Annotated in this window: 25 protein-coding genes and 1 tRNA gene; 9 read left to right on the top strand and 17 right to left on the bottom strand. The window is 30.1% G+C overall.

Annotation, left to right across the window (positions count from 1 at the left end):
• Nucleotides 1-85 precede the first annotated feature (85 nt).
• Nucleotides 86-1,303 (top strand): GNAT family N-acetyltransferase, encoded by a 1,218-nt coding sequence (locus tag EOV51_RS04435; protein WP_128150255.1) that lies wholly within the window; start codon nucleotides 86-88, stop codon nucleotides 1,301-1,303.
• A 205-nt stretch (nucleotides 1,304-1,508) separates the two neighbouring features.
• Complete coding sequence (locus tag EOV51_RS04430) at nucleotides 1,509-2,489, top strand: alpha/beta hydrolase (protein ID WP_128150253.1); 981 nt, start codon at nucleotides 1,509-1,511, stop codon at nucleotides 2,487-2,489.
• 73 nt (nucleotides 2,490-2,562) lie between these two features.
• Here EOV51_RS04430 and EOV51_RS04425 read toward each other — a convergent pair whose 3' ends face one another.
• From EOV51_RS04425 to EOV51_RS04365, 13 genes are all read right to left on the bottom strand, one after another.
• Nucleotides 2,563-3,168, bottom strand: coding sequence for a DUF4352 domain-containing protein (locus EOV51_RS04425; protein WP_128150251.1), 606 nt, complete (start codon nucleotides 3,166-3,168; stop codon nucleotides 2,563-2,565).
• A complete protein-coding gene (locus EOV51_RS04420; RefSeq protein ID WP_228427723.1) occupies nucleotides 3,152-3,643 on the bottom strand; it encodes a hypothetical protein in 492 nt (163 codons plus the stop codon). Before EOV51_RS04420 ends, EOV51_RS04425 begins: the two co-directional genes overlap by 17 nt.
• A gap of 438 nt (nucleotides 3,644-4,081) precedes the next feature.
• Nucleotides 4,082-4,155 (bottom strand) — tRNA-Met (locus tag EOV51_RS04415).
• 64 nt (nucleotides 4,156-4,219) lie between these two features.
• Nucleotides 4,220-5,167 (bottom strand): citrulline utilization hydrolase CtlX, encoded by a 948-nt coding sequence (gene ctlX / locus EOV51_RS04410; protein WP_128150249.1) that lies wholly within the window; start codon nucleotides 5,165-5,167, stop codon nucleotides 4,220-4,222.
• A complete protein-coding gene (locus EOV51_RS04405; RefSeq protein WP_128150247.1) occupies nucleotides 5,157-6,080 on the bottom strand; it encodes a dimethylarginine dimethylaminohydrolase family protein in 924 nt (307 codons plus the stop codon). Before EOV51_RS04405 ends, ctlX begins: the two co-directional genes overlap by 11 nt.
• Before the next feature lie 6 nt (nucleotides 6,081-6,086).
• The gene (locus EOV51_RS04400; protein ID WP_128150245.1) at nucleotides 6,087-7,202 is read right to left on the bottom strand and encodes a glycosyltransferase; all 1,116 of its coding nucleotides are present in this window, start codon (nucleotides 7,200-7,202) and stop codon (nucleotides 6,087-6,089) included.
• A gap of 8 nt (nucleotides 7,203-7,210) precedes the next feature.
• On the bottom strand, nucleotides 7,211-7,759 hold the full coding sequence (locus EOV51_RS04395) for a serine O-acetyltransferase (RefSeq protein ID WP_128150243.1): 549 nt from the start codon (nucleotides 7,757-7,759) through the stop codon (nucleotides 7,211-7,213).
• A gap of 6 nt (nucleotides 7,760-7,765) precedes the next feature.
• Complete coding sequence (locus EOV51_RS04390; protein ID WP_128150241.1) at nucleotides 7,766-8,920, bottom strand: glycosyltransferase; 1,155 nt, start codon at nucleotides 8,918-8,920, stop codon at nucleotides 7,766-7,768.
• Complete coding sequence (locus EOV51_RS04385) at nucleotides 8,920-9,318, bottom strand: DapH/DapD/GlmU-related protein (protein WP_228427721.1); 399 nt, start codon at nucleotides 9,316-9,318, stop codon at nucleotides 8,920-8,922. Before EOV51_RS04385 ends, EOV51_RS04390 begins: the two co-directional genes overlap by 1 nt.
• Nucleotides 9,319-9,465: 147 nt before the next feature.
• The gene (locus EOV51_RS04380) at nucleotides 9,466-10,002 is read right to left on the bottom strand and encodes a serine O-acetyltransferase (RefSeq protein ID WP_128150237.1); all 537 of its coding nucleotides are present in this window, start codon (nucleotides 10,000-10,002) and stop codon (nucleotides 9,466-9,468) included.
• 2 nt (nucleotides 10,003-10,004) lie between these two features.
• Complete coding sequence (locus EOV51_RS04375; protein WP_128150235.1) at nucleotides 10,005-10,928, bottom strand: glycosyltransferase family 2 protein; 924 nt, start codon at nucleotides 10,926-10,928, stop codon at nucleotides 10,005-10,007.
• Nucleotides 10,929-10,946: 18 nt separating this feature from the next.
• The gene (locus EOV51_RS04370; protein WP_128150233.1) at nucleotides 10,947-12,098 is read right to left on the bottom strand and encodes a glycosyltransferase; all 1,152 of its coding nucleotides are present in this window, start codon (nucleotides 12,096-12,098) and stop codon (nucleotides 10,947-10,949) included.
• Nucleotides 12,098-12,649 carry a glycosyltransferase gene (locus EOV51_RS04365; RefSeq protein ID WP_128150231.1) on the bottom strand — a complete coding sequence of 184 codons (552 nt, stop codon included), beginning with the start codon at nucleotides 12,647-12,649 and terminating at the stop codon, nucleotides 12,098-12,100. Before EOV51_RS04365 ends, EOV51_RS04370 begins: the two co-directional genes overlap by 1 nt.
• Before the next feature lie 119 nt (nucleotides 12,650-12,768).
• Between EOV51_RS04365 and EOV51_RS04360 the strand changes: the two genes are divergently transcribed.
• From EOV51_RS04360 to EOV51_RS04340, 5 genes are all read left to right on the top strand, one after another.
• Nucleotides 12,769-14,958, top strand: coding sequence for a patatin-like phospholipase family protein (locus EOV51_RS04360; RefSeq protein ID WP_128150229.1), 2,190 nt, complete (start codon nucleotides 12,769-12,771; stop codon nucleotides 14,956-14,958).
• A 9-nt stretch (nucleotides 14,959-14,967) separates the two neighbouring features.
• Nucleotides 14,968-15,387 (top strand): pyridoxamine 5'-phosphate oxidase family protein, encoded by a 420-nt coding sequence (locus tag EOV51_RS04355; protein ID WP_128150227.1) that lies wholly within the window; start codon nucleotides 14,968-14,970, stop codon nucleotides 15,385-15,387.
• 3 nt (nucleotides 15,388-15,390) lie between these two features.
• Entirely contained in the window at nucleotides 15,391-15,807 is a 417-nt protein-coding gene (gene ybeY / locus EOV51_RS04350) for an rRNA maturation RNase YbeY (RefSeq protein ID WP_128150225.1), read from the top strand.
• A 45-nt stretch (nucleotides 15,808-15,852) separates the two neighbouring features.
• Nucleotides 15,853-17,721 (top strand): tRNA uridine-5-carboxymethylaminomethyl(34) synthesis enzyme MnmG, encoded by a 1,869-nt coding sequence (mnmG, locus tag EOV51_RS04345; RefSeq protein ID WP_128150223.1) that lies wholly within the window; start codon nucleotides 15,853-15,855, stop codon nucleotides 17,719-17,721.
• A 68-nt stretch (nucleotides 17,722-17,789) separates the two neighbouring features.
• On the top strand, nucleotides 17,790-18,605 hold the full coding sequence (locus EOV51_RS04340; protein ID WP_128150221.1) for a class I SAM-dependent methyltransferase: 816 nt from the start codon (nucleotides 17,790-17,792) through the stop codon (nucleotides 18,603-18,605).
• 69 nt (nucleotides 18,606-18,674) lie between these two features.
• Here EOV51_RS04340 and EOV51_RS04335 read toward each other — a convergent pair whose 3' ends face one another.
• The 4 genes from EOV51_RS04335 to EOV51_RS04320 all read right to left on the bottom strand — a co-directional run bounded on the left by EOV51_RS04335 (nucleotide 18,675) and on the right by EOV51_RS04320 (nucleotide 24,353).
• Entirely contained in the window at nucleotides 18,675-19,868 is a 1,194-nt protein-coding gene (locus tag EOV51_RS04335) for a phosphoglycerate kinase (RefSeq protein ID WP_128150219.1), read from the bottom strand.
• A 610-nt stretch (nucleotides 19,869-20,478) separates the two neighbouring features.
• Nucleotides 20,479-21,210 (bottom strand): metallophosphoesterase, encoded by a 732-nt coding sequence (locus EOV51_RS04330; protein ID WP_128150217.1) that lies wholly within the window; start codon nucleotides 21,208-21,210, stop codon nucleotides 20,479-20,481.
• Nucleotides 21,211-21,271: 61 nt separating this feature from the next.
• Complete coding sequence (locus EOV51_RS04325; RefSeq protein WP_128150215.1) at nucleotides 21,272-23,107, bottom strand: GNAT family N-acyltransferase; 1,836 nt, start codon at nucleotides 23,105-23,107, stop codon at nucleotides 21,272-21,274.
• Between the two features lies 1 nt (nucleotide 23,108).
• Nucleotides 23,109-24,353: an aspartate kinase gene (locus EOV51_RS04320; RefSeq protein ID WP_128150213.1), complete on the bottom strand. Its 1,245-nt coding sequence runs from the start codon at nucleotides 24,351-24,353 to the stop codon at nucleotides 23,109-23,111.
• Nucleotides 24,354-24,564: 211 nt separating this feature from the next.
• On the opposite strand from EOV51_RS04320, the gene fbp reads away from it, so the two are divergent.
• Together fbp and EOV51_RS04310 are read left to right on the top strand one after the other, a co-directional pair.
• Nucleotides 24,565-25,572, top strand: a complete 1,008-nt coding sequence (gene fbp, locus EOV51_RS04315; RefSeq protein WP_128150211.1) for a class 1 fructose-bisphosphatase — start codon at nucleotides 24,565-24,567, stop codon at nucleotides 25,570-25,572.
• A complete protein-coding gene (locus tag EOV51_RS04310; RefSeq protein WP_128150209.1) occupies nucleotides 25,562-26,026 on the top strand; it encodes a GNAT family N-acetyltransferase in 465 nt (154 codons plus the stop codon). The genes fbp and EOV51_RS04310 overlap by 11 nt, the downstream gene beginning before the upstream one ends.
• Nucleotides 26,027-26,082 lie beyond the last annotated feature (56 nt).

Below are 26,082 nucleotides of genomic sequence, written 5' to 3'. Positions count from 1 at the left end.
TTTTTGACACTAACAGAGGAATAGTAAAATTTGTATATTTACCGTAAACTAGCTTTTTCGTATCTACTGCCTGAATTATACTTATATGGCTAACAAAAAACTTAGGAAAGAATTGCAATTTCGTGAAATTGGAGTGCAGCATTTAGACCAATACAACGAATTATTGCGCTACGTATTTCAGGTAACCAATAAAATTTTAGAAGATAGCGGGTATGAAGAAGGTGAAATTATGCGATCTAAAAGACCAATTTTACAACGAGCTGATGCTATAGGCTGGTTTAATGATGAGCATCTGGTGTCTCAATTGTGTATTTACCCTTGCAGGGTAAATATTCACGGAAAAATTGTAAAAATGGGAGGTTTAACCGGCGTAGGTACTTATCCTGAATATGCCAATATGGGCTTAATGAACAATTTGATTATTACGGGGCTGGAACGAATGAAAGAAAAAGGACAAACTATATCCTATTTATATCCTTATTCAGTTCCTTATTATAGAAGAAAAGGATGGGAAATCATGTCTGATCATATGACTTTTACTATCAAAGACTCTCAGCTTCCTAAACATATAGATCTGCCGGGATATGTGGAAAGAAAGCCTGTTGATGACATAGATGTAATAAACACATATAACAGATTCGCACAGACTAACCACGGAGCTTTGATACGAGGACAATATGAATGGGAAGAATATTGGAGGTGGGAAAATGAAGATGAAAGATATGCGGCTGTTTATTATAATAACCATGATGAACCTATGGGATATGTTATGTATTGGATAAGTGGTGATGTTTTCAATATTAAAGAACTTATATATCTTGATATGGAATCACAAAAAGGTCTTTGGAATTTTATTTCAGCGCATTTCTCGATGGTGAACAGCGTTAAAGGAAATATATATAAGAATGACCCTATTGCATTTTTGCTTGATGATAGTCAGATTATGCAAACTATAAAGCCTTATTATATGGCAAGAATAGTAGATGTGGAAGCATTTTTAGAAAAGTATCCTTTTTTATTCAGTTCCCGCCCTTTTCATTTTCTTATTTCCGATCCGATTGCAAAATGGAATAATGGTCCTTTTGGACTTCATTGGTCAAAAAAAGGAAAAATTGAAATTATAAAAGAGCCCATTGGCCCGTCCGTAGAACTTGATATCTGTACTTTAACAGCTATGCTAATGAGTTACCGAAGTCCTTCTTACTTTTATAAAATTGAACGTTTGAAAACCAGCTTTAAAATGCTGAGGACACTTGAGAATATAATTCCTAAAGAACAACCTTACTTTTCTGACTATTTTTGAATTCTTTATCTTTTATTTAAACAACAATTTATCAGATAAAAATATTTTATTTGGCATGATTATTTATATAATTATTGTAAAGAATATAATTTTATAAAATTTATATTTAAACTTTTAATTAACACTAATCCGTTTTCTGCCCTTACAGCTCATCAATAAGCTAAATCATCATTTTACTAACACATAATTAACTAAAAAATTTTATATGGATAATGCTAGAAAGGCTCCAGATTATTTAAAAGATCCGCACCTTAGTGTAGGTACTAAAGAATATTTAAAAGTGTTAAATTCCAGCGACACACCTGTTGAATCGTTACCACCCGCTGAAGCCAGAAAAGTTTTGGAAGGCGCACAATCTTCGGAAAATGTTAATGTTTCCGGTATAGAAGAAACTTATAAGACCATTAACTCAAACGATTTATCTATTGACCTTGTTGTTGTACGTCCTGAAGGATCTAAGGAAAAATTACCCGTTTTTATATTTATACACGGAGGAGGATGGGTACTTGGAGATTATCCTACTCATAAGCGTCTGGTGCGCGATTTAGTCGTTGAATCTGGTTTTGCGTGTGTTTTTGTTGAGTATTCCAGATCGCCAGAAGCTCACTACCCAACAGCATTAAATCAATGTTATGAAACAGCTCTATGGATTTCTTTACATGGAGACGAAATTAATGTTGACGGAACTAAACTTGCTATAATGGGTAATAGTGCTGGGGGAAACATGGCTATAGGAACTAGCTTAAAAGCTAAAAAGAATAATGGTCCTGAAATTAAATGCCAAATACTTTTATGGCCTTATGCAGATGCTGAAACAAATACTGATTCATATATAAAGTACGGAGAACAAAGATTTTTAACAACTTCCCTTATGACATGGATGAGAGATAATTATCTTTCAGGAAAAGAGGAGTTTGATGATATTTATGTTTCTCCTTTGAGAGCTACCCACGAACAATTAAAGGGATTACCACCCACTTTAATTGAAGTTGCGGAAAATGATATTTTAAGGGATGCAGGTGAAGCTTTGGGTCGTAAGCTGGACGAAGCAGGTGTATATACTACCACTGTACGTTTCAACGGAGTAATTCATGATTGGGGACTGTTAAACGGCTTTGCTGAGTTATCTCCGGTAAGAAGCTTAATAACCTTTTCAGCTGCAACATTACAAAAATATCTTAAGTAATTTTTAAGATATATTATACTAGTCATTAAAAAAAGAAACACAAATATTTTATTTGTGTTTCTTTTTTTAATTTTTATTTAATCTCACCCAAGTCAATTAAATCATCTTTACCAGAACGACCCGGTCTGTAAAATGCTTGTCCTTTAATTTCCGCAGGAATTTTAAATACTAAATTAGTAGTTTTAGTAGTTAATGGGTTTATCTGCTCAAGCAAAACTCCCCAGCCTTCAGACATTACTGTCTCTGATCTGTCAAATTTATATTCTTTTCCATTATAATTTATTATTACTTCACCTTCACTCAACATTCTGCTTTCATCACTAATATTTTTAATCGCCATATTTAAAATTAAATATCGATTTCCTTCTTCTTTTTTAAGGTCTGCAAATTCATTTCCGGTTTTTACTCTGTCTTCAATCCTCATTTTTTTAACTGTTACCTCAAAATACTTTGTTTTTAAAGGTTCTCCTAATTTTGTGAAATTAGATGAAGTTTCCGGTTTAGAAGGACTTTCCGTAGTTGAAGGATTTTCTGCAGGTGGAGCAGTTTCGGTAGAAGCCTTTTCTGTAGTTGATGAAGATTCCTGTTTTTTCTTATCGTCATCCAGACTCCCAAAAGCAATAAATGCAAAGAATGCTACAGTTAAAGCCGAAACCAAGGTTTTAAAATGTTTGTTCATAATTTTGATTTTTGAATTTATATTTAATTGATTTTTTAAAAATAATAAAAGGTAAGCTAAATCCTATTAAATAGAATAACAAATCAGTAATATCAAAAGTACCGGGTAGCAACTGAAATAATTGTAATATTTCTGATCCTATGGCAATAAAAGGGACAATAATGAACCAGACTATATTATTTACAGTTATAAAACCTTTCCAAATGTAAAGCGTAAAACAGATGTAAGAAAAAATCCAGAGACCATCTGGAAGAGAGAATAATATCCAATCAGGAACATATTTAATATAAGAAACGGAATATTCTCTTGATTTATTTAAAAGTTCCCGTATTCCTACTAGTTCACTCCAAGAAAAAATTCTTAGTGAAGTAGTTCTAAATAAAACATAAATCAAAGTACCTGCCAGTAAACTAACACCACTTCCTAATAATAAGATTATACTTTGTTTACTAAAAAAATTATTGATTGATTTCAATAAAATTCTAATTTTAGTTTATGCTTTCAATTCCTAAAAGCTGAAATTATTTAAATAATAAGCGAGGGAATTGACTATACTGACAACTTAATCTACCAAAATAAAAACACTTAAAATACATGAAAAGGTTGCTTATAAATATATAGTCTGCTACAATGTAAATATAAGTATTTGGCAGTGAGTAAAATAATTAAAAATTTACAATTTTATGGTTATCATTATGGTCTACGCTTAATCATTCTTATCTCGATATTTAATTTTCAAATAACATTTATTATTATAAAATTTATCCTTTACAAATGTAAAATATATTATCAATATAAAACCCTTTTTATAAAAAATTTTATTTATTAATAATTTTTGGTAATAGTAAATTTTCAGAAAATAAGGATAAAAAAACCCATAAAACATTATTAAAATGCAATATGGGTTATTTTGTAGCGAGGAGCAGACTTGAACTGCCGACCTCTGGGTTATGAATCCAGTGCTCTAACCAGCTGAGCTACCTCGCCTTAATTATTAGAGGTGCAAATATAACAGGATTTGATTAATATACAAAATTATTCTTTCAAAAATTTATATTTCATCTTTTTCTAAAAATACTTCAGCCATCATGCAACGGGCACTTCCTCCTCCGTAAGTTTCAATTACAGATATGTCCACCACCAGAATATCACAGTATTTAGTAATAACATCTAACTGTCCTCTGTTCAATGAATGATATGCTGTATCGGACATTATAAGGTATTTGGTTCCATCTTCTGCTTCTACTTCTAAAACATTTCCAGCGAAGTGATTCATCTGCTCTTCTGTAATTGCAATCACTTCTTTCTGAGATGTGTGTAAAAAATCTGAAACAAATTTTCTTTCTTTCAAGTCTTTAATGACGTCAAAACAGATAATGGCAAAGTTATCTGCAACACTCATCATCACATTGGTATGATACACAGGATATTCTATTCCCTCAATTTTCTGAGTAGCATGAAATACTACAGGTGTAAATTCAAAATCTTCACAATATTCAATAAACAAATCTTCATTAGTACGCTCGGATACTGCTGCATAGGCAATATTGTTTTTACGATCTAAAACCATGCTTCCTGTTCCTTCAAGAAAGACATCTTCTTCCTCTGCCTGGCTATAATCTGTTATTTCGTTGATCTGAAAACCTTGTTCTTCCAGATAATCCAGAATATTTTCTCTGCGTTCTTCTCTTCTGTTAGGCGCATACATTGGATATATAGCCACAGCTCCATTAGAATGAAAAGAAACCCAGTTATTCGGAAATATTGAATCTGGTGTATAGGGTTCTAATGTATCTTTGACAACATATACTGAAATTCCATGCTTTCTTAACTTTTCAACCATATTTGTAAACTGGTCGAGAGCTTTTCTTTGTATAGATTTACTGTCTATGCTCAGATCGTTTGATTGAAATTTATTATCGTTTGCTGTTTCCTCATTAAATCCAAAAGAAACCGGCTCAATCATCAATATGGATTGTGTATTTTGTTTATTTTTCATCTTGTCTAATTAAAGGTAAAGTGGAACATCGTAAAAGTCCTCCCATTTTTGATATTTCGTAGTAAGGAATTTTTTCAACCTGAATACCCCAATTTGTTTCAAGGAAATGGTTCAATCGGGTAAACCTTTCTTCTGATACGACTAATTGAGGTGAAATAGAAAATATATTAGTGTTCATATAATACATTTCTTCTGGTGTTATTTCAAAAATATTGGATTTCCCAAAAAAATCAACCAGAAAGTGAAAATCTTTTTCGTTTTTAAATCCGTCTTTATATACAATCGCTTTTTTATCTCCTACCGGCATAAATGTACAATCCAGGTGTAGAATTCCTTTATAAGGGTCTTTATCGTCTTTTTTTAATTCAATATCTACAAATGTTTTATCTGGATATAATTCATTTAAAAATTCAATTGCATATATATTGGTTCTTGCCGTTTTTAAATTTGAATAATCGTTTCCTTTATAAACTCCACAAAATACAATATCATCAAAAACAATAATGTCTCCTCCTTCAACGTGTGCTTTCTCCGGTAAGTTATATATTTTCTGATAGTATATGGTATCAAAAATTTCTTTGTAGGCTTCCTGTTCATCAGAACGATCTGGAATTATATTAGATATTATAATTTTATCGTCAATAACAAAAGCAACGTCTCTGGCAAAAACCTGATTGCAATTTTCTAAAATTCTGGGACGTAAAACTTCCACTCCATGCTTAGATAAAATATTTTCAAAGCATGTCATTTCATTAATTATGTCTAGTTCCTGAGGATATGTGCCTTGTGAAACACTTTCATAAGATTTGGCATCGTAAGTGTCTTTTATTTGGGGTGTTTTACCTACTGATACCGGTTGCCCCAGAACCACTGTTTTTAATTGCGATGTTTCATTTTTTATGTTTAATTGCATATAATTTTAATTTATTACTTCTTGAATCAAATTATCGAAGGCTTCTGTATCATTCCTGGATTCAAAAAATTTTGATCTTTCCATCGTTTTTTGTTTGTAGTTAGATAACTTATTTTCATCTGTTAAAAGATCTTTTAATCCTAAGTACAACGATTTTTCATCATTGTCAACTATGATTCCACACTTTCCTTCATCGAGAATTTCTGACATTCCTGAACAATTTGTGGTTATAACTGGTGTTCCTAAAATTACCGATTCTGTAACTACGGTACTGTATCCTTCTTTATATGAAGAGCATACAAAAAGATCTGATGATTTTATATAAGAATATGGGTTTGATTGATATCCCAGTAATACGACCGTATCTGAAAGATTATTATCATTTATGAACTTTTTGAATTCATCTTCTAAGGGGCCTAAGCCTAAAATTAATAATTCAAAATTAAGTTTATCTTCGTTTTTAAGCTTGGATATAATCCGTAAAAGCCTGTCATAGCCTTTTTGCGGATTTAGTCTTCCTACGGTACACAATCTAAGTCTATTTTTTTTTAATGCTGGATTTAGGTTTGCAATTCCCTTTGTTTTGATATCATTCAAATCAAGCATATTGTATATTACTTCAAGACTTTTTGAAGGAATATTACTACTTTTTTGAAAGCAGTTTTTGACAGATTCAGCTACACAAACGATTTTATTAAATTTATTGTAAACTTTAAGTGCTTCTTTGTAATTTCTGAATTCATAGGATATTGTATCTTTATAAAGTTCCAAATGAATCCAGCTAATTAATTTCGTTTTTTTATTTGTACATCCGGATACAATTCTTGAAGGAAATCCTTCCAAATAAGATATAACTACATCGTAATCATCTTTAATAAAGGTTCTGTATAAAAACTCAGGTGAAAAAAGTAATGCTAGCCTCGAGTACCCTTTAAATGGCTTTTCAAAATACCATTTTTGTTTTATTTCCGGGCTTAAATCTTTTCTGTTAACTCCTTCTTTGAATATTGTAAATAATGTTATATCGTATTTTGAATTATCAAGATTGTTTACCAGATTAACTAAAACCTTTTCTGCTCCTCCTCCACGAAGATCTGTATTTACAATTAATAATTTAATCATGGTTGCTCTTACACTTTATTTTCAATATAACCAACCGTTGCTTCTTCATTTTGTATAATACGTGCTAAATTTCCAACAACTACAGAATTGTCTGGAACGTCTCGTGTAACATAGGCATTGGGAGCAATCAAAACATTATTTCCTATATTTATATTACCTACAATAACGGCATTTGTACCTATCCATACTTCGTTACCTAAAACAGGTACTCCTTCTTTATCTCCTCTGTTTGTTTGTCCAATAGTCACTCCAGGTGCTACATTGCAATTTTTACCAATTTTAACTTTAGGATTAATAATTACAGTTCCCCAATGTCCCAGATAAAAACCTTCTCCAATATCTGTCCCGGGATAAATTTGATATCCAAACCGAACTTGTAACTGATGTAGCACCATTCTGTAAAAAATACCTTTTAATGATTTTTTACTGTGTCTGGAAGCTTTCCTAAAAAAATATATATATCTGAAGTTAGGATCAACCATGCTTTTAAAAATGATTTTACCCGGCCATCTACCATGTATCCTATAATAATCTTTTTCAATCAGTGTTTTAGTCATAAGTAATTACAGATTATCAAAAATATTTGTTAACGAATTTACAGCATTTTTTAATGAAAAAGGCAATTTTTTGTCATTCATTTCTTTGCTATAAGCCAAAGGCACTTCAGGACTTTCAAGAAATTTTTTAATTCCATTATATATTCCTTCTTCCGAATTTTCAACAACCATACCTAATTTTCCATTTTCAAGAATTTCAGCAGCTCCAGATACATCGGTTGCTATCAAAGGTTTTCCAAGAGTAAGTGCTTCAAATAAAACGGTAGGATATCCTTCGTAACGTGAGGATAGTATATAATAATCGGCGTTTTTAATCAATGGATATGGATTTTCTTTAAATCCTACCAGTTTAACTGTGTTTTCAACATCTAAATTTTTTATTTGACTGGCAATTTTACCTAAATCATGGCCATCTCCTACTATTAAAATATTATGGTAAAATCCTTCATCTATTAATTTTTTATGAACATTAATTAATCTGTCGAATCCTTTTGCTGGATATACTGTGCCTACAGAAACAAATGTTTTTAGCTTGCAGTTCGAAAATAAATGTTCCGTGTCAATATTTTCTAAAGAAAGATTTATTATCTCATTCGAATCTATTGGATTAAATATTTTCACTATTTTATTTTTATCCGATTCATTTCTAGATATTTTATTAAATTCTTCCTTGATTTTATCTGAGATGACTAATATTTTATCTGCTTCAAAATAGTTCTGTAAATCGGACTCTAATACTTCATCATTGTTGAATATGTCACTATGTATCCATACTACTTTTTTAGAGCTATGTAATGGACTTTTAAGCATTTCATTTAGCAAACTATGATTAGCTATAAGTTCAATATCATACTTTTTATTTTTGAGAATAAATGCATAAAGCAATTTTGGAAATATTTTTAAAATTTTTTGATATACTTTCCTGTAGATCTTTACCGGGATTTCTAATGGTCTGTTGGTTGTTATCATTTCCCCTTTGTTCAGATAATATATAGTTATCCAATCAGGAATATCTTTTAAATATTTACCAAATTTCAGATTTAATAATAAATCTATTTCATACTTATCTGGAGGAATGTTTTTCAAAAGAGTTGTTAAGACTTTTTCAGCACCACCGTGTCTTAAAGAACCAATTCTTATTAAAATTTTCTTTTTAGCCATTAGACAGGATTAATAATATAATCTTTAACTGCATTTTCATCCGGTAAAATTTGGGGCGGATTACCAAAAACTCTTGAATTGTCTGGTACATCAATATTAATATAGCTATTTGGACCTATCCAAACATTATTTCCAATTTTTATTTTACCAACTATCATACTATAAGGTCCTATCCATACATTGTCTCCTATTACGGGACAACCTTTACGTTTACCTCTGTTAGCCACACCAATAGTAACACCTTGAGATAAGGTGCAATTTTCACCTACTTCGGCTCCTGCATTTATAATAATAAGAGACGTATTCAGAACTTTTAATCCTGGCCCAACTTGACCTCCACTTTCTAGAAAAAAACCATATTTGGAAATTAATCGGTGATTAATTAACTTTAATATCATTCGTAAAATGATATTATTTTTCTCACAACTTTTTCTAAAATAAAACTGATACCTGAACGCTTTTATTTTAAAAAAATTTAAAAAAACGGAACTGTTATCTTTTCCTGTATATCTGTATAAATCTGATTTTATTAAATTCATTATAATCTAAATAACGTTATTTATATAATCTTGAGTAGCATGAGTTCTCGAAAGTATCTTTGCAGGATTTCCTATTACTAAAGAATTATCAGGAACATCGAAATTTACATATGTAAGAGGAGCTATTAAAACATTATTCCCAATTTTTATATTTCCTTCCAAAACACAAAATGTACCAACCCACACATTATCTCCTATTGAAGGATGTCCTATCTCTTTTGTTTGTCCTATAGTTGTGCAATGAGAAAAATTACAATTTTTTCCAATTTTAACTTTTGGACCAATAAATATTCTGTGTGCATGAATAACATAAAATCCTTCATCTATATTTGCAGATGGGTCAATATAATAATTAATCTGATCTGACAAATACTTGTAATATAATTTATAAAAAAAATTGGTAATGCGATAGGTTTTTTTATCCGTTATTTTTCTGAAGAAATATATATATCTAAAGTCTATATTAAAGATGGTTTTAATTAGCGGATATTTTATCCAAACTCCTGCATGTCTGAAATAATCTTTCTGTATAATTGACTTCATTTCTAATCTTTAATGTCCTTATTTTTAAACAAAAAAACGATTGGGTAAAATAACAATACAAAAAACTTTAGAGCTAAACCGTTTAGCTTGAGTAATTCAGAAAATGATCTTTTATCTTTTAAACCGAAAAGAATATAAGCAATGAAATTTCTGAAATAGACTAAAGGATATTGAATAAATTTATCTTTATAACAAGTTATAAAAGTTTTATAATTTTCACATAATCCAAAAGAGTTTTCAGATGAATAAAAATTATTAGATAAAGACTTGCTATCATTCTCATCGGAAACATATATCAACGATGTAATATTAACATATCGGGTTTTATATTCTTGTTTATCAAATAAATATAAAAGTACAGTTTCAGGAATAAATCCTTTTTCTTCGTATGGTGATGTATCAAATTTTATTTCCTGATAAGCTTTTTTAATTGACAAACCCCATTTATCTCCATGAACTTTATACTTATATCTCATTTCAAATATAGAAGTATCAAGTGGTGAAACTGGAAATTTATCTCCAGCAATTTCCCCGTTTTCATAACTGCATAAGCCTATGACTCCATAGTATTTTTCATTTTCAGGTAATTTAATTATTTCTTTATAAAAAGTTTCAAATGCATGTGGCAATAATTTATCATCTGAATCTATAAAGGCAATATACTCTCCTTTAGCTAATTCTAAACCTTTAAAGAGAGATAAAAATTTGTGCTTATTTTCCTGTTTGTAATAGTTGATTGGAAAAATATTTTTTTGAATAAATTCATTTACAGTATCTTTTGTATTATCTGTTGAGCCGTCATCAATTATAATCCACTCAAAATTTTGTAAGGTCTGATTTTTAAGAGAATCAAAAACTCTATATAATGTATGTGCCCTATTATATGAAGGAGTTATTACAGATATATTTATTGATTGAGATGTCATGGAAATATATAATTATATTTAATTGCTTACTTTTTGAGAATTTAATAACTTTTTATATGAATTATAAATTATGTTTTGATCGTATTCTTTATAATGTTTTTGATTAACTAATTGGAGTTTATTTCTAAACTCTTTATCTGTAATCATTTTTTTCATAGCATTGTAAAGCTGGTTTTCATCATAATCGATAATAATAGCATTGCTTTCGTCTACAATTTCTGTTACTCCTCCAACATTAGTAACAATCATAGGTTTTCCTAATAATAAAGCCTCTTTAACTGCTAAAGGATACCCTTCACTTTTAGAGTTTAACAAATATATATCAGAAGCTTTTAAATATGGAAAGGGATTTTGCTTATGACCTAAGAGATGAAATGTTTCTTTTATTTTATATTTTTCTATTGTACTTCTTACAATACTTTCATCTTCTCCTTTACCAATAATAATGACATGGTGTCTAAATCCATCCTTAATGAGTCTTTGATGCACTTTTAAAACATTGTCATATCCTTTAATGCCACTTAATCTACCAACACATATAAATGTTATTTCATCATAATTAAAATCAATTTTTTTTAAAGATTTACTCAAAATATTTTCTTTGTCTATAGGATTATAAATTACAATTGCATTACTTGAAATTTTTGGATTCCATAAAATACCATTTTCTAAGGCTTTATTGGAAACATAAACAACTTTATCTAAATTTAATGAAGAAGATAGTATTTCCTTTTTCATATTCAAATCACTACGACTCGCATATATATCACCATGAACCCATCCTATAGTAAAAGAATCAGCTCTTTTAATTTTATCAAGTATTGGGATCAAATCTCCTAAAAATGCTATTTCAACATCGTTGAACTCAGAAATAAAAAACTTTCTTATAAAGTAAGGATTTTTTAGTAATATTTTTAGTTTTACTTTCCTGTATATTTTTTGTAATATGTTTATAAATTTGAGATTGGATAAAAATTCATTACCCAAAGCTAAATATTTAATTTGTACATTCTTTGGAATCTGGGAAAAAAAGTCTCCTTCTTTTCTAATTAACAATAATGTAAATTGAAAATTTGTTTTTTCAAAATTATTAAATATGTTCAACAAAACATTTTCTACACCTCCTCCCCTCATGGTATGCAGAAAAAATAAAATTTTCTTTTTTTCCATTACATTTTAATCATTAATATGGGAATTATTTCATTAATTTTATTTGATTCTTTTATTATTGTTGAAATAGATATCCAAATTTGCTTAGTTTTATTTGAATACCGAAGAAACGTATTTCTTTTAATAAAATAAATGATTGATCTTAGCAGTGAATATTCTTCTTCATATTTAAAAGCTGTTAATTGAGTTTCTCTATTTTCAAATTTTGATCGACAACCTAAAATATCAATTTCTTGATGATATTTCATATAATTGATACAATCATCAATTGCATGATCTTTAATAATGGTATCAGAATTTAACAGTAAATAATAATCACCTGCTGATTGTTTCATACCAATATTATTAGCCCTTCCAAATCCAACATTTTGGTCTAACTCAATGAGCTTAATATCTTTAAATATATCTAAAAATTCTTTAGGATCTTTCTCTTTTGATGCATTATCAATCAAAATTATTTCGTAATTGGTACTCGTTGATTTTTTTATAGAATTAATACATTCGACCGTGAGCTGAAATGTGTTATAATTAATAATTATAATCGATAACATAGAATATAGATAAATAAAGTTTGCTTACAAAAGTAGTAAATTACATTTAGTAATAGGATTTAATTCATTCAATATTAATAAATTTATAATGAATAAGTATTATTTATATATTTGCTATTATGAATTATTGTAAGAAATATTTTTTCTTTTTTATTCTTACTTACTTTACTAGTAACATTGCCATTGCTCAATCCTTAGTAACCAACGAGAAACAGCCTAAAGTAGGACTTGTTCTTAGCGGTGGTGGTGCAAAAGGATTTGCTCATGTTGAAGTTATTGAAGCTATTGAAAAAGCAGGGATAAAAATCGATTACATCAGTGGCACCAGTATGGGAGCTATTGTAGGTGCTTTATACGCTTCTGGTTATTCACCGGATGAGATTAAAAAGGCAATTGGAAATGTTGATTTTATGGAACTATTTTTGCAAGAAAAAGACCGTAATTTCATTCCTTTTTTTGATAAATCATACAGAGAAAAATACATACTTACTCTTCCTATAAATAACTTTAAACTTTCTTTACCATCAGCTATTAGCAAAGGCCAGGGTCCACTTTTACTTTTGACTGATTTATTAAGTCACGTACATCAGATAAATGATTACTCTAAACTCCCTATTCCTTTTCTTTGTATTGCAACCAATTTGGAAACCGGAGATGAAGAACAGATTGAATCCGGATTTTTACCGTTAAGCGTATTAGCAAGTGGTGCATACCCTTCACTTATAGAACCGGTTAAAATAGATAATAAAGTTTTAATTGATGGAGGAATTGTTAATAACTTTCCTGCAAGAGCACTTAAGAATAAAGGAATGGATATTGTAATAGGTGTCGATCTAGGTGCTGGATTACAAAAATCTGAAGATATAAATTCTATATTAAGCATTATAAATCAGATAATTAGCTATAGAATTAATATTAAAACAGATTTCGAAAGGAGCTATGTTGATTTAATCATTAAACCTGATTTAAAAAATTATACAGTAACCGATTTTGATAAAAAAGATTCTATTTTATATAAAGGAAAACTTGCTGCTGAAAAAGTTTATCCTCAATTGGTGGACATAGCTAAAGCTCAGGGTTATGATACTTTAAACAGACCAAGAGTCAAGGAATTGCCTTACAACAGGCATCTTTTTATAACTCAATTTAACGTGCAAGGTACTAAATCTATGGATTCTGTATTTGTGAAACGTAAAATGGGTATTCAAATTCCTCAAAATACCACTGTGATAAAATTAGACAAAGGAGTATCGAGCTTATATTCCACAGGTAACTTCAATCGTGTTTATTACCAGATTAAAAATGATTCTGCAAATGAAAGTCAAAAATTAACTCTTCATTTAGATGAAAAAAAGAATAATTCAGTACGTTTCGGTTTACATTATGATGATGTTTATAAAGCATCTTTATTAACTAATATAACATTAAATAAATTACTTTTAAATAACTCTACGATATCTTTAGATGTTATTTTCAGTAATAATTTCCGAACAAATCTTAATTATTTTATAGATAACGGAATATATCCAAGCATTGGTTCAAATACTTCTTTCAATGTATTTAATTTTAATTTTTCTGAAGTTAAAGAAAATTTATATAAATTAAAAAGACTACGAAATTTTAATCAACAAATCTATTTTCAATCTACCTTAGTTGAAAAATATGCTATTGGCGCAGGAATGGAATATAATTATACAACTTTTTCACCTTACGGTGATTTGGAAAGAAAAGATGGTAGTTATTTTTTAAGTCCTTATTTTTTTCTTAAAGCAGATACCAGAGATAATGCAAATTTCCCTTTCAGAGGATTTAAACTTGACGCTTCGGCAAAACATGTAATTTTATCAAATTCTGAAAATGATAAATTTACAATGATTAAAGGAGATATTAGTTATTCTATACCCATTGGAAAGCGATTTGCCATCGAAAATCAAGGTTTTTACGGAGTTTCTTTTGAAACACCTGCCTTGCAATATAAATATTTTTTAGGTGGCTATTTCGAGCAGGAATTAACTAATTTTAAGAAATTTTTAGGCCTGCCTTTTGCATATACTAACGGTAATCAAATTATTTCTTTTTATTCTTCTTTAAATTATAGAATTTTAAAAAATCATTATGTAAAAACATATGTAAACTTTGCTAATGTTGAGAATAATTTTAAAGATTTAAAATATTTTGATTATAAATATTCGAGTTATGGATTAGGATATGGTTACGACAGCCCTTTTGGTCCCATAAATTTAATGTATACCTATTCTGTAAATCAAAAAAAAGGAGTATTTAGTGTAGGATTAGGATATTGGTTTTAAGAGTATTTTATGAATGATATTGAAAAATTAATAGGAGATTTAATTGATCATGAAACTTTGGCTTTCATTGGTTCAATCGATGATGAAGGTTATCCGAACATAAAAGCGATGTTAGCACCTAGAAAAAGAGAAAAATTAAAAATATTTTATTTTACAACCACTTCTTCTTCTATAAAAATGGATCACTACAAAGAAAATCCTAAATCATCTATATATTTTTGTAATCATAACTCTTTTACAGGAATTATGTTTAAAGGAAAAATGGAGATTTTAACTGATTATGAAACAAAAAAAATGATTTGGAGAGAAGGAGATCAGGAATATTTTCTAAGAGGAATAGATGATCCCGATTTTTCAGTTTTAAAATTTACAGCTGAATCGGGAAGATATTACAGCAATTTTAAATCAGAAAGCTTTGAAATAGATTAAAAAATGATACATTATTTTTCGAACAACAACTTCAAATTAAAAGAAAAATTAAAGAGAAAAAAATGGCTAAAACAAGCTATTATAAACGAAAATAAAAAAGTAGGAGATATTAATTATATTTTCTGTTCAGATGAACAACTTTTAGACATTAATATTAAATATTTACAACATAATTATTATACAGATATAATTACTTTTGACTACAGAGAAAACGACTTAATATCTGGGGATATTTATATATCTACAGATAGAATTCAAGAAAATGCTGAAAATCTTAATGAATCATTTGAAGATGAATTAAACAGAGTATTAATTCATGGAGTATTACACATCATAGGTTATAAAGATAAGAGTACAGATGATTCATTGCTCATGAGAACAAAAGAAAATTACTATATTAATATATTTAAAAATACATAATAATAACTTTTTAACACATATGTTTCACGTGAAACATTTAAAATAATGATACTAGAGAAATACGATGTAATAGTAGTTGGGGCAGGACATGCAGGTTCCGAAGCAGCAGCTGCTGCAGCTAATTTAGGCTCAAAAACTTTACTTATAACCATGAATTTGCAAAATATTGGTCAAATGTCTTGCAATCCAGCCATGGGGGGAATTGCTAAAGGTCAAATTGTAAGAGAAATTGATGCTTTAGGAGGATTATCAGGTATTGTAACTGATAAAACCATGATACAATTTAAAATGCTAAATTTGTCTAAAGGACCAGCTATGTGGAGTCCAAGAGCACAATCAGACAGAATGAAATTCGCTGAAGAGTGGAGATTTCAATTAGAAAATATTCCAAATTTGGATTTCTTTCAAGATATGGTTATTGGTTTAATTACAGACAATAATAAAATAATGGGAGTTAAAACTTCAATGGGAGTAACTATTTATTCCAAATCAGTAGTTTTAACCAACGGAACGTTTCTAAATGGACTTATTCATATAGGTGATAAACAATTTGGAGGTGGTAGAATGGCAGAAAAAGCAGCTTATGGAATTACTGAAAATTTAATCGATCTTGGTTTTGAATCCGGAAGAATGAAAACAGGTACTCCTCCACGGGTAGATGGAAGAAGTATTGATTTTAGTAAAATGGAAGAACAAAAAGGTGATGAAAATCCACGTAAATTTTCTTATACAAAAACTCCAAAATTAGAAAGTCAAAGAAGCTGTTATATAACATACACCAATTTAAAAGTACACGAAACATTACGCGAAGGTTTTGAAAGATCACCACTGTTTAATGGAACAATAAAAAGCACAGGTCCTAGATATTGTCCGTCAATTGAAGATAAAATTAACAGATTTGCAGAAAGAGAAAGACATCAGATATTTGCAGAACCAGAAGGGTGGAAAACTATTGAATATTATATTAATGGATTTAGCACTTCATTACCTGATGATGTTCAAATTAAAGCCTTACAACTAATTCCTGGTTTTGAAAAAGCTAAATTATTCAGACCTGGCTATGCAATTGAATATGATTACTTCCCTCCTACCCAACTTAAAAATACCTTAGAAACAAAGATTATTGAAAATCTATTTTTTGCAGGACAAATTAATGGTACTACAGGCTATGAAGAAGCTGCTGCTCAAGGATTAATTGCAGGTATAAATGCTGCACTTAAAGTTCAGGATAGAGAAGCATTTACTTTGAAACGTAATGAAGCTTATATAGGCGTTTTAATAGACGATCTAATAACAAAAGGTACAGAAGAACCTTATCGGATGTTTACGTCACGTGCTGAATACAGAATGAGCCTACGTCAAGATAATGCAGACGAACGTTTAACTCCATTAGGTTTTAAAATAGGATTAGCATCTAAAGAAAGAATGAAAGAATTAGAGCTTAAAAAAGTAAGCACAGAAGAATGTATCACTTTTATCAAAAATCTTTCTATCAAACAAGAAGAAACCAATCCTATATTAGAAGAAAAAAAATCTACACCTATTAGTCAAACGGTAAAAGCAGAAAGTATTCTTTTAAGACCTAATATTATTTTAAATGATTTAAAAAATATTCAATCAATTAATGAATTTTTAAATTCAAAAAATTATGCTGATGAAATTTTAGAACAGGTAGAAATTAAAATTAAATATAAAGGATATATAGATAAAGAACTTGAAAATGTAGAAAAACTTAACAGACTCGAAAATATAAAAATTCCTGAAAATTTTGATTATTCAAAACTTAATAGTATTTCTACAGAGGCTAAACAAAAATTTATCAAATTTAAGCCCGAAACTATTGGTCAGGCAAGTAGAATTAGTGGGGTATCACCTTCTGATATAAATGTATTGTTAATATACATGGGTAGATAAAAAATATTTTTCATTACATTAAATGTTCCACGTGGAACATTTAATGTAAAAATAATAGTAATAAATATATGAAAGTAAAAGATCATTTTCTAACAAAAGAAATTTTCGAAATAAATAAATCAGAAAAATATAAAGGAGTATTACAAACTAAAAATATTCCTGACAATTTAGATAAATACTACGATAGTGACGAATACTTATCACACTCGAAAAAAAATAATTTAAAATCTAAAATTTATCAATTTATACAAAAATTAAATGAAAATTATAAATTAAAAATTATATCAAAATATAAATCAAAAGGTAAAATATTAGATTACGGTTGTGGAGATGGTTCATTTTTAAATTTCATAAAAAAGAATAACTTTAAAGTTGAAGGATATGAACCTAATGCAAAAGCTAAATTAAATGCTGAAATAAAAATTGGTAAACAATATATTTTCGATAATATTGATTCAATCAATTCAAACTCTTACGACATTATAACTTTATGGCATGTTCTTGAACATATACCAAATCCTGAAGAAATTATTCTAAAACTAAAAAGTAAACTAAATAAAGAAGGTATTTTAATAATAGCTGTACCTAATTTTGAATCTTATGATGCAAAATTTTATAAAGAAAATTGGGCAGCCTGGGATGTTCCCAGACATTTATTTCATTATGGAAAAAAAGGTGCCATTAATTTCTTTACTCAAAACGGTTTAAATGTTCTTCACACATACCCCCTACCCTTTGATAGTTTTTATATTTCACTGATTAGTGAAAATTATGCCCAAAATCCATTAGGAATACTAAGGTTTCCTTTTATAGGAACAATATCAAATTTAAAAGGTATGAAAGATGGAAATTATTCTTCAGTAATATATATATTAAGAAATTAAAATTACAATAAATTACAAAAAAAGGGATACATATATAAGCATCCCTTTTAAAATATATTAAATTAAATATTAATCATTTAAAACAGCAGCAACGCCAGGAAGTTCTTTTCCCTCAAGAGACTCAAGCATAGCACCTCCACCGGTTGAAACATAACTTACTTTATCGGTGTAATTATTTTGCTTTACAAAAGCAACACTATCACCACCACCCACTAAAGAAAAAGCTCCATTTTTAGTAGCTTCACCAATAGCATCTCCAATAGCTTTAGTACCTTTCGCAAAATTAGGCATTTCAAACACACCTAAAGGACCATTCCATAAAATGGTTTTCGAAGCCTTAATTACTTCAGAAAAAGTTTTAACCGTTTTAGGTCCAACATCCAGACCTTCCCATCCATCTGGGATAGATTTTGTATCAACTATCTGAATATCAGCGTCATTGGAAAAATCATTAGCAACTACTGAATCTTCAGGAATATAAACTTTAACATTTTGTTCCTGAGCTTTATTAAGAATATCCAAAGCAAGATCTAATTTATCATCTTCGCAAATAGAGTTTCCAATACTTCCTCCTTGAGCTTTTATAAAAGTGTAAGTCATTCCTCCCCCGATAATCAAATTATCTACAACAGGAAGAATATTTTCAATAATAGTAATCTTTGAAGAAACCTTTGAACCACCCAAAATAGCAGTAACCGGTTTTTCACCAGTTTTTAGGACTTTTTGGATAGCTTCCAGCTCTTTTGCCATAAGAAGTCCAAAACACTTATTTGAAGGGAAATATTGAGCTATTACAGCCGTAGAAGCATGAGCTCTGTGAGCAGTTCCAAAAGCATCATTCACATAGATATCACCTAATTTAGATAAATCTTTAGCAAATTCCGCATCTCCTTTTTCCTCTTCATTATGAAAACGAAGATTTTCAAGTAATAAAACTTCTCCTGGTTTTAATTCAGAAGCAGCCTGTTCTGCCTTAGGGCCGACACATTCATCAACAAATTTTACCGGAACACCTAAAACTTTTGAAACTTCATCAACGATATGTTTTAAAGAATATTTATCACTAACTTCCCCTTTAGGTCTTCCCAGGTGAGTCATTAATATAGCAGAACCACCGTCCTTTAATATTTTATCAATTGTAGGCTTAGCAGACACTATCCTTGTATTATCAGTAACCTTAAGATTTTCATCCTGAGGAACATTAAAATCCACGCGAATCAATGCCTTCTTTCCATTAAAATTAAAATCATTTACTGTTTTCATAATCTTTTACGTATGTATTATTTCTTACAAAGATAACTTCATAAAAAGTAAAACAGAAATTTTGCAGACTGAAATTTATCCACACTTAACAATTATATAGTATTTATTTTTTTTAAAAGAAAGAAAAGAATAATAATGATAGTAATAGCCCTGTTAGTATGTTGATAACTGTTAAATTTTGATTTATCAGATTTTATTGTAATACTTATTAACAAGAATCAATCATTATATAGAACTGATAATTAGAAAAATATACAGTTATTAACTATAAAATTAAAATATTAATAACTTCAATGTTTAAAAAGAAATTGTTAATAGAATGTAAGAACACTGAAAAAAATTCGACAGTAAAAAACTTCAATTTTATTTGGATTTTAAATGATAATTTTCAATAGATATTTATAATTGATTCAACAAATTATTTTTTTGATAATTCTTAACAATATTGAAATTATATTGTTAATATTTTATTAAATACTACAATTGTAGTAAGTTAAATTAAATAAAAAATTTAAGATAAAATAGAACTACTTGATTTTATATAAATTAGCTTTTTCATATATTTTAAGTTGAGAAAAGGTTATTAACAAAGTAATTATCAATCTCATTATCAAGTATTTCTACCTTTTTCATTAGGGTATAAGCTTGATAATGAATCACTTTGCCAAAACTCTTTAGAAACAATATCAAGAATCGATAATTTGCCTAAAAAACCTGCACCCGTATCCATATTACAAACATTTGCCTTAACAGTAGGAATTGACGAATTAATATGTAGCGTAAGCGTATGGCCGATATATATTTCATGGTAAAGCGTTAATCTCTTAGGATAAAGTACAGAATTGGTTTTTAATGTAGGATCCAAACACACTGCAGTTTCCCATAAAGTTCGATCCCAACAAAAATTTTCAGGGTTATCTTCATGATCAACTCCTCGCATATGAGTAAAACCAGCATGGATAAAAAGGCGGTTACTTTCATCTATATGCAAAAGATTTAAGCTTTCTAAAAATTTGATATGCAGGAGTATAGTTTGTTGATCTATACCCTGATAATTTTTCACACTAATAGAACCTCCATGGAGAAGCCATTTAGGATTTGAAATTTTATTTTTTAAGTAATCTAATAGATAAGCATCATGGTTACCTTTAATAAAAATGCAAGGAGAAAATTTTTGAAGTTCTATTAAATAATCAATAAGAAAAGGTGTATCACTCCAACCATCAACATAATCACCCAAGAAAATAAGCGTATCTCCTGAAGAATATCCTGAACGTTCCAATACCTGTTTTAATGCCTTTAAACCTCCGTGAATATCACCGATAACTAAAGTTCTTCCCATAGTATGAATTGCTGTTATTAGTTTTAGCAATACATAAAGTTAGCAAAATAAAAACAAAAAATTATTTTTCTTTGGAAGCTGAGTGAGTTTTCTGTTCCATTTCTTTTTGAAGTTCTTCCAATACGGGTCTGATAGTATTTTCCGGCAAATCACTGATTCTAATGTACATTAAACCATCAATAGCATCATTAAATTTAGGATCAACATTAAAAGCGATAACTCGTGCATTCTGTTTAAAATATTTCTTTATAAGAACAGGAAGTCGAAGAGCTGGTTCCAGTTCATCAATAAGTTTATCAAACTTATTCAGATCATTATCAGCAGCTTCGAAAAAAAGATCCTTTTCATTTTCGTTCAAACGTACTTTAAATTCATTTTTAGGATGTACATATTGAGCAACATAAGAGTCAAAGTAATGCGATCTCATAAATTCCACCATAATGGATTTGGAAAAATTAGAAAACTGATTACTTATGCTTACCCCTCCTACCAGATATTTATAATAAGGATTTCTGAGACATACGTGAACAATACCTCTCCATAATAGAAATAAAGGTAGTGGTTTTTGCTGGAATTCACTGATAATAAAAGCTCTGCCCATTTCGATAGTACGGCGGAAAAAAGGATATAATTCCGAATCAAATTCAAAAAGTGAAGCCGTATAAAAACCATTGATGCCATAGTTTTCATAAATAGACTGGCCCATACCCATACGATAAGCACCCACTAAAAGTTCTTTTTCATTATCCCATAAAAATAAATGATCATAGAACTGATCAAATTCATCTAAATCAAAAGGTTCATTAGTCCCCTCTCCTACTTTTCTGAAAGTGATTTCACGTAACCGTCCGATTTCTCTTAAAATGCTGGGGATACGTTCTGCTTTAGTAAAAAATACTTCGTATTGATAATTGGTAAATAACTGACAATCAAACTCTCTTAAAAGTTCAATTTCTTTAAGTATAAGATCTTTCGAAGTTTCACTGATAATAGGCTTTGCCTCTCCGAAATTGGCAGATTTAGCCATAGCAGAAACGGAAAGGAATTTTACATTTTTAAACGGGTTTTTAGGAATTGTATAAAACGATCTCAGCATATATACTTTGTTCCTTAAAAAATTACCGAGGCTTTTGTAATCGGCATATTCTTCCTGTTGTTTCACAGAAATAGGCTTACCTATTCTTATTTTAATTGGTTTGGTACGTTTCCTTACCATTTCTGTAGGAAGCATAGCTGTCTGTAAATCAGGATGTATTCGGTACATCTTATAAAAAAGCCGGCTGTTTTTTGCATGAAAATACATGGGAATTACAGGAACTTTAGCTTTCTGAATAAAACGAAGTCCACCTTCAGTCCATTCCCTGTCTTCATATTCGTGAGTTTCTGCGTTATAATGAGAAACCTCTCCGGCTGGAAACATAACCATGCAATGACCCTCTTTAAGATGGCGGTAGGCTTCAACAATTCCTTTTTTACTGTCAAAACTGTCTTTTCTTGTTTCAAATGGATTAACCGGAACAACCACTTCTTTTAAAGGAGCTATTCTTTGAATTAAAAAATTAGACATCATTTTAAAATCCGGACGAATATCCGAAAGAATTTTCATTACGATTATTCCGTCCAGTGCACCCAGCGGATGATTACATACCAGAATAAAAGGTCCTTTTTCAGGTATTCTTTTCAGATCTTCTTCATGAATATTATACCGGATACCTAGTTTTTCCAAAGCCTGTGTTAAAAATTCTCCCGTAGGTAAATCTTTAACTTGATCGTATAAATTATTGATTTTATCAAGTTTCAGCATTCTCATAAGAATCCAAGAAACCGATTTCCCTATAAAACCAAATTTATTAAGTTTTAAAACACTTTGTATATCCTGAATAGAAAATAGACTCATTTTATTCTTTTACAACTACCTGATAGGTGTCTTTTACTATTTGTTCTGATAATATAACTTTTCCTTTTATAAAATTATTGTTAATATCTGCATCAGAATGTCTAATCGTATATAAAGTTACATTACGGGTAACAGCTAAAGTAAAGAATTCTTTCAAATTATCTACTAGCTGATCCAGCGTAAGAAACTTATCTTCAATACATAAACAAACTGATATAGCCGAAACGCTAATCATATTCACTTTAATATTTAAAGCAGAAAGACGGGCAAAGATATAACTTAAATTTTCTTCCTGCATAAAAGAAAAATCTTTTGATGAAATATTTACAATATGCTGTTGGTTTTTAACTATGTAGCAAGGGACTAAAGGATCTATCGCTACTCCCTTTTTAATTGAGGTACCAGGCTTTTCCGGTTCCATAAAAGAACGTACAAAAAAAGGTATTTCTTTTCTTCTGAGAGGTTGCAGGGTTTTAGGATGAATGACCGATGCTCCATAAAAAGCCAGCTCAATAGCTTCTTCATATGAGAGAGAATTCAGAAGACAGGCTTCCTTGAATAATCGAGGATCTGCATTCATCACTCCCGGAACATCTTTCCAGATGGTCATACTTTCTGCATTTAGGCAATAAGCTAGTATAGCTGCCGTATAATCCGAACCTTCCCTTCCCAACGTAGTTGTAAAATAATTAGGATCAGCAGCAATAAAACCCTGTGTAATATAAAGCCCGGAAAAGTCTAAACTTTCAAACTGTTTCAATGTGGATTCCCAATCTACGCGGGCTTCCCGGTATGTACTATCCGATTTAATATAATCCCGGATATCCAGCCACACAGCGTTCATGCCTGAAAAATTCAGAAAAGCACTGATAATTTTGGTAGAAATTAATTCGCCGCAGCTTACAACCTGATCGTATACAAAATTATAATTCGGAGATTTATTCCTGCGCAAAAACGAAATTATATCTGAAAAAAACAGTTGAATTTCCTTAAATATAGGATGAGAACTTTCAAAAAGTTCACGGCAGATATTCAAGTGATTATTTTCAACAACTTGGATTTGTGTTAGGTAATCTTTAGAATCGAAATATTGTTTAACCGCTTCTTCCAAAGCATTCGTTGTTTTACCCATGGCTGAAACCACTACCACTGTATTCTCATATCCGGCAGTAAGAAGCACTTTTACGGCATTTCTAACATTCTCTGCATCCTTCACCGAAGCACCTCCGAACTTATAAACTTTCATACTCGTAACATTCTTGTTTAAAGGAAATATTCAGATAAAAATCTGAAATCTATATGCCATGCATAGGACCAACTACAATAGTGTGAATCAATAAAATAATAATAAGAGTTAAAAAGTAAATAACAAAGATATAATAAAAAAGACACATTCGATGTGCATAAAGATAAAAATCAATATATTTGAGATAACAAAACCATCAAAATAGTTAAAAATGAAATCCATTAATCCTCAGACACTGGGAGAATTTATCATTGAAAAACAAGCGGACTTTCAGTACTCCTCAGGAGAATTATCCAGACTGTTAAGTTCTATACGGCTGGCAGCCAAAGTAGTCAATCAGGAAGTAAATAAAGCCGGTTTGGTTGACATTATCGGGGCTATGGGCAATCAGAATGTCCAGGGCGAAGAACAACAAAAGCTTGATGTTTTTGCTAATGAAGTGTTCATTGCGGCATTAAATAACCGGGAGGTTGTTTGCGGAGTAGCCTCTGAAGAAAATGAAGATTTTATCAATGTTAAGCCGGGAACCAATTCACACAAAAGCAAATATGTGGTTCTCATAGATCCCCTCGACGGATCATCCAACATAGATGTCAATGTAAACGTTGGAACCATCTTTTCCATTTACCGTAGAGTTTCGGAGGAAGGACCCGTACAGCTGGAAGATTTTTTACAGCCGGGCAACAAGCAGGTAGCTGCCGGATATGTAGTTTACGGATCATCCACCATGTTGGTATATACCACAGGTAATGGAGTAAACGGATTTACCCTTGATCCGGCATTAGGTGTTTTTTATCTCTCACATCCGGATATTAAAATCCCCGAAACAGGCAAAATTTATTCCGTTAACGAAGGAAACTATATTAAATTTCCGCAAGGAATAAAAGATTATATAAAATACTGCCAGGAAGAAAATGAGGATCGTCCTTATACCTCCCGTTACATTGGTTCATTAGTAGCCGATTTTCACAGGAATATGCTCAAAGGAGGTATCTATCTGTATCCCTCGTATTCGCATGCACCCAAAGGAAAATTGAGATTGTTATATGAATGCAACCCCATGGCTTATTTAGCAGAACAGGCCGGAGGAAAAGCAAGTGACGGTTTTACACGTATTATGGATCTTACTCCTACAGAACTGCATGAAAGAACCCCTTTTGTTTGCGGTTCCAAAAATATGGTTGATAAAGTAGAAGAATTTATGAAAAATGCAAAATAGTACAAGACCTCTTACCTTTATTTTAAAAGAATTCAATCAGTTAGATTTATGCGAATTGTACAGTTTACTGCAATTACGCAATGAAGTTTTTGTTGTAGAGCAAAATTGCCCGTATCAGGATTTGGATAATAAAGACTTCGTTGCTCATCATCTTTTAATATACTCGCAAGAAGAACTGGTTGCCTATGCTCGATTGTTTCGTTCCGGAATATCCTTTGCAGAAGCCTCTATAGGCAGGATAATCACCAGCAAAAAAGTGCGTTCCAGCGGAATGGGAAAAATTCTGATGGAAAAGTCTATTCAATCTTTATATGAGCTTTACGGGGTTCAGCCTATCCGTATCGGGGCTCAATGTTACGCCATACCTTTTTATCAAAAATTCGGATTTGAAACCAATGGAGATATGTATCTGGAAGATGGAATCGAACATATAGAAATGTGTAAGAAAAACTAAACAAAAATTGCGGTTATTCATAGTGAAATAACCGCAATTTTATTATAATTGATTTA

The sequence above is a fragment of the Apibacter raozihei genome (genome assembly GCF_004014855.1).
Taxonomy (GTDB): domain Bacteria; phylum Bacteroidota; class Bacteroidia; order Flavobacteriales; family Weeksellaceae; genus Apibacter; species Apibacter raozihei.
This window is presented reverse-complemented; position numbering and strand designations above follow the sequence as displayed.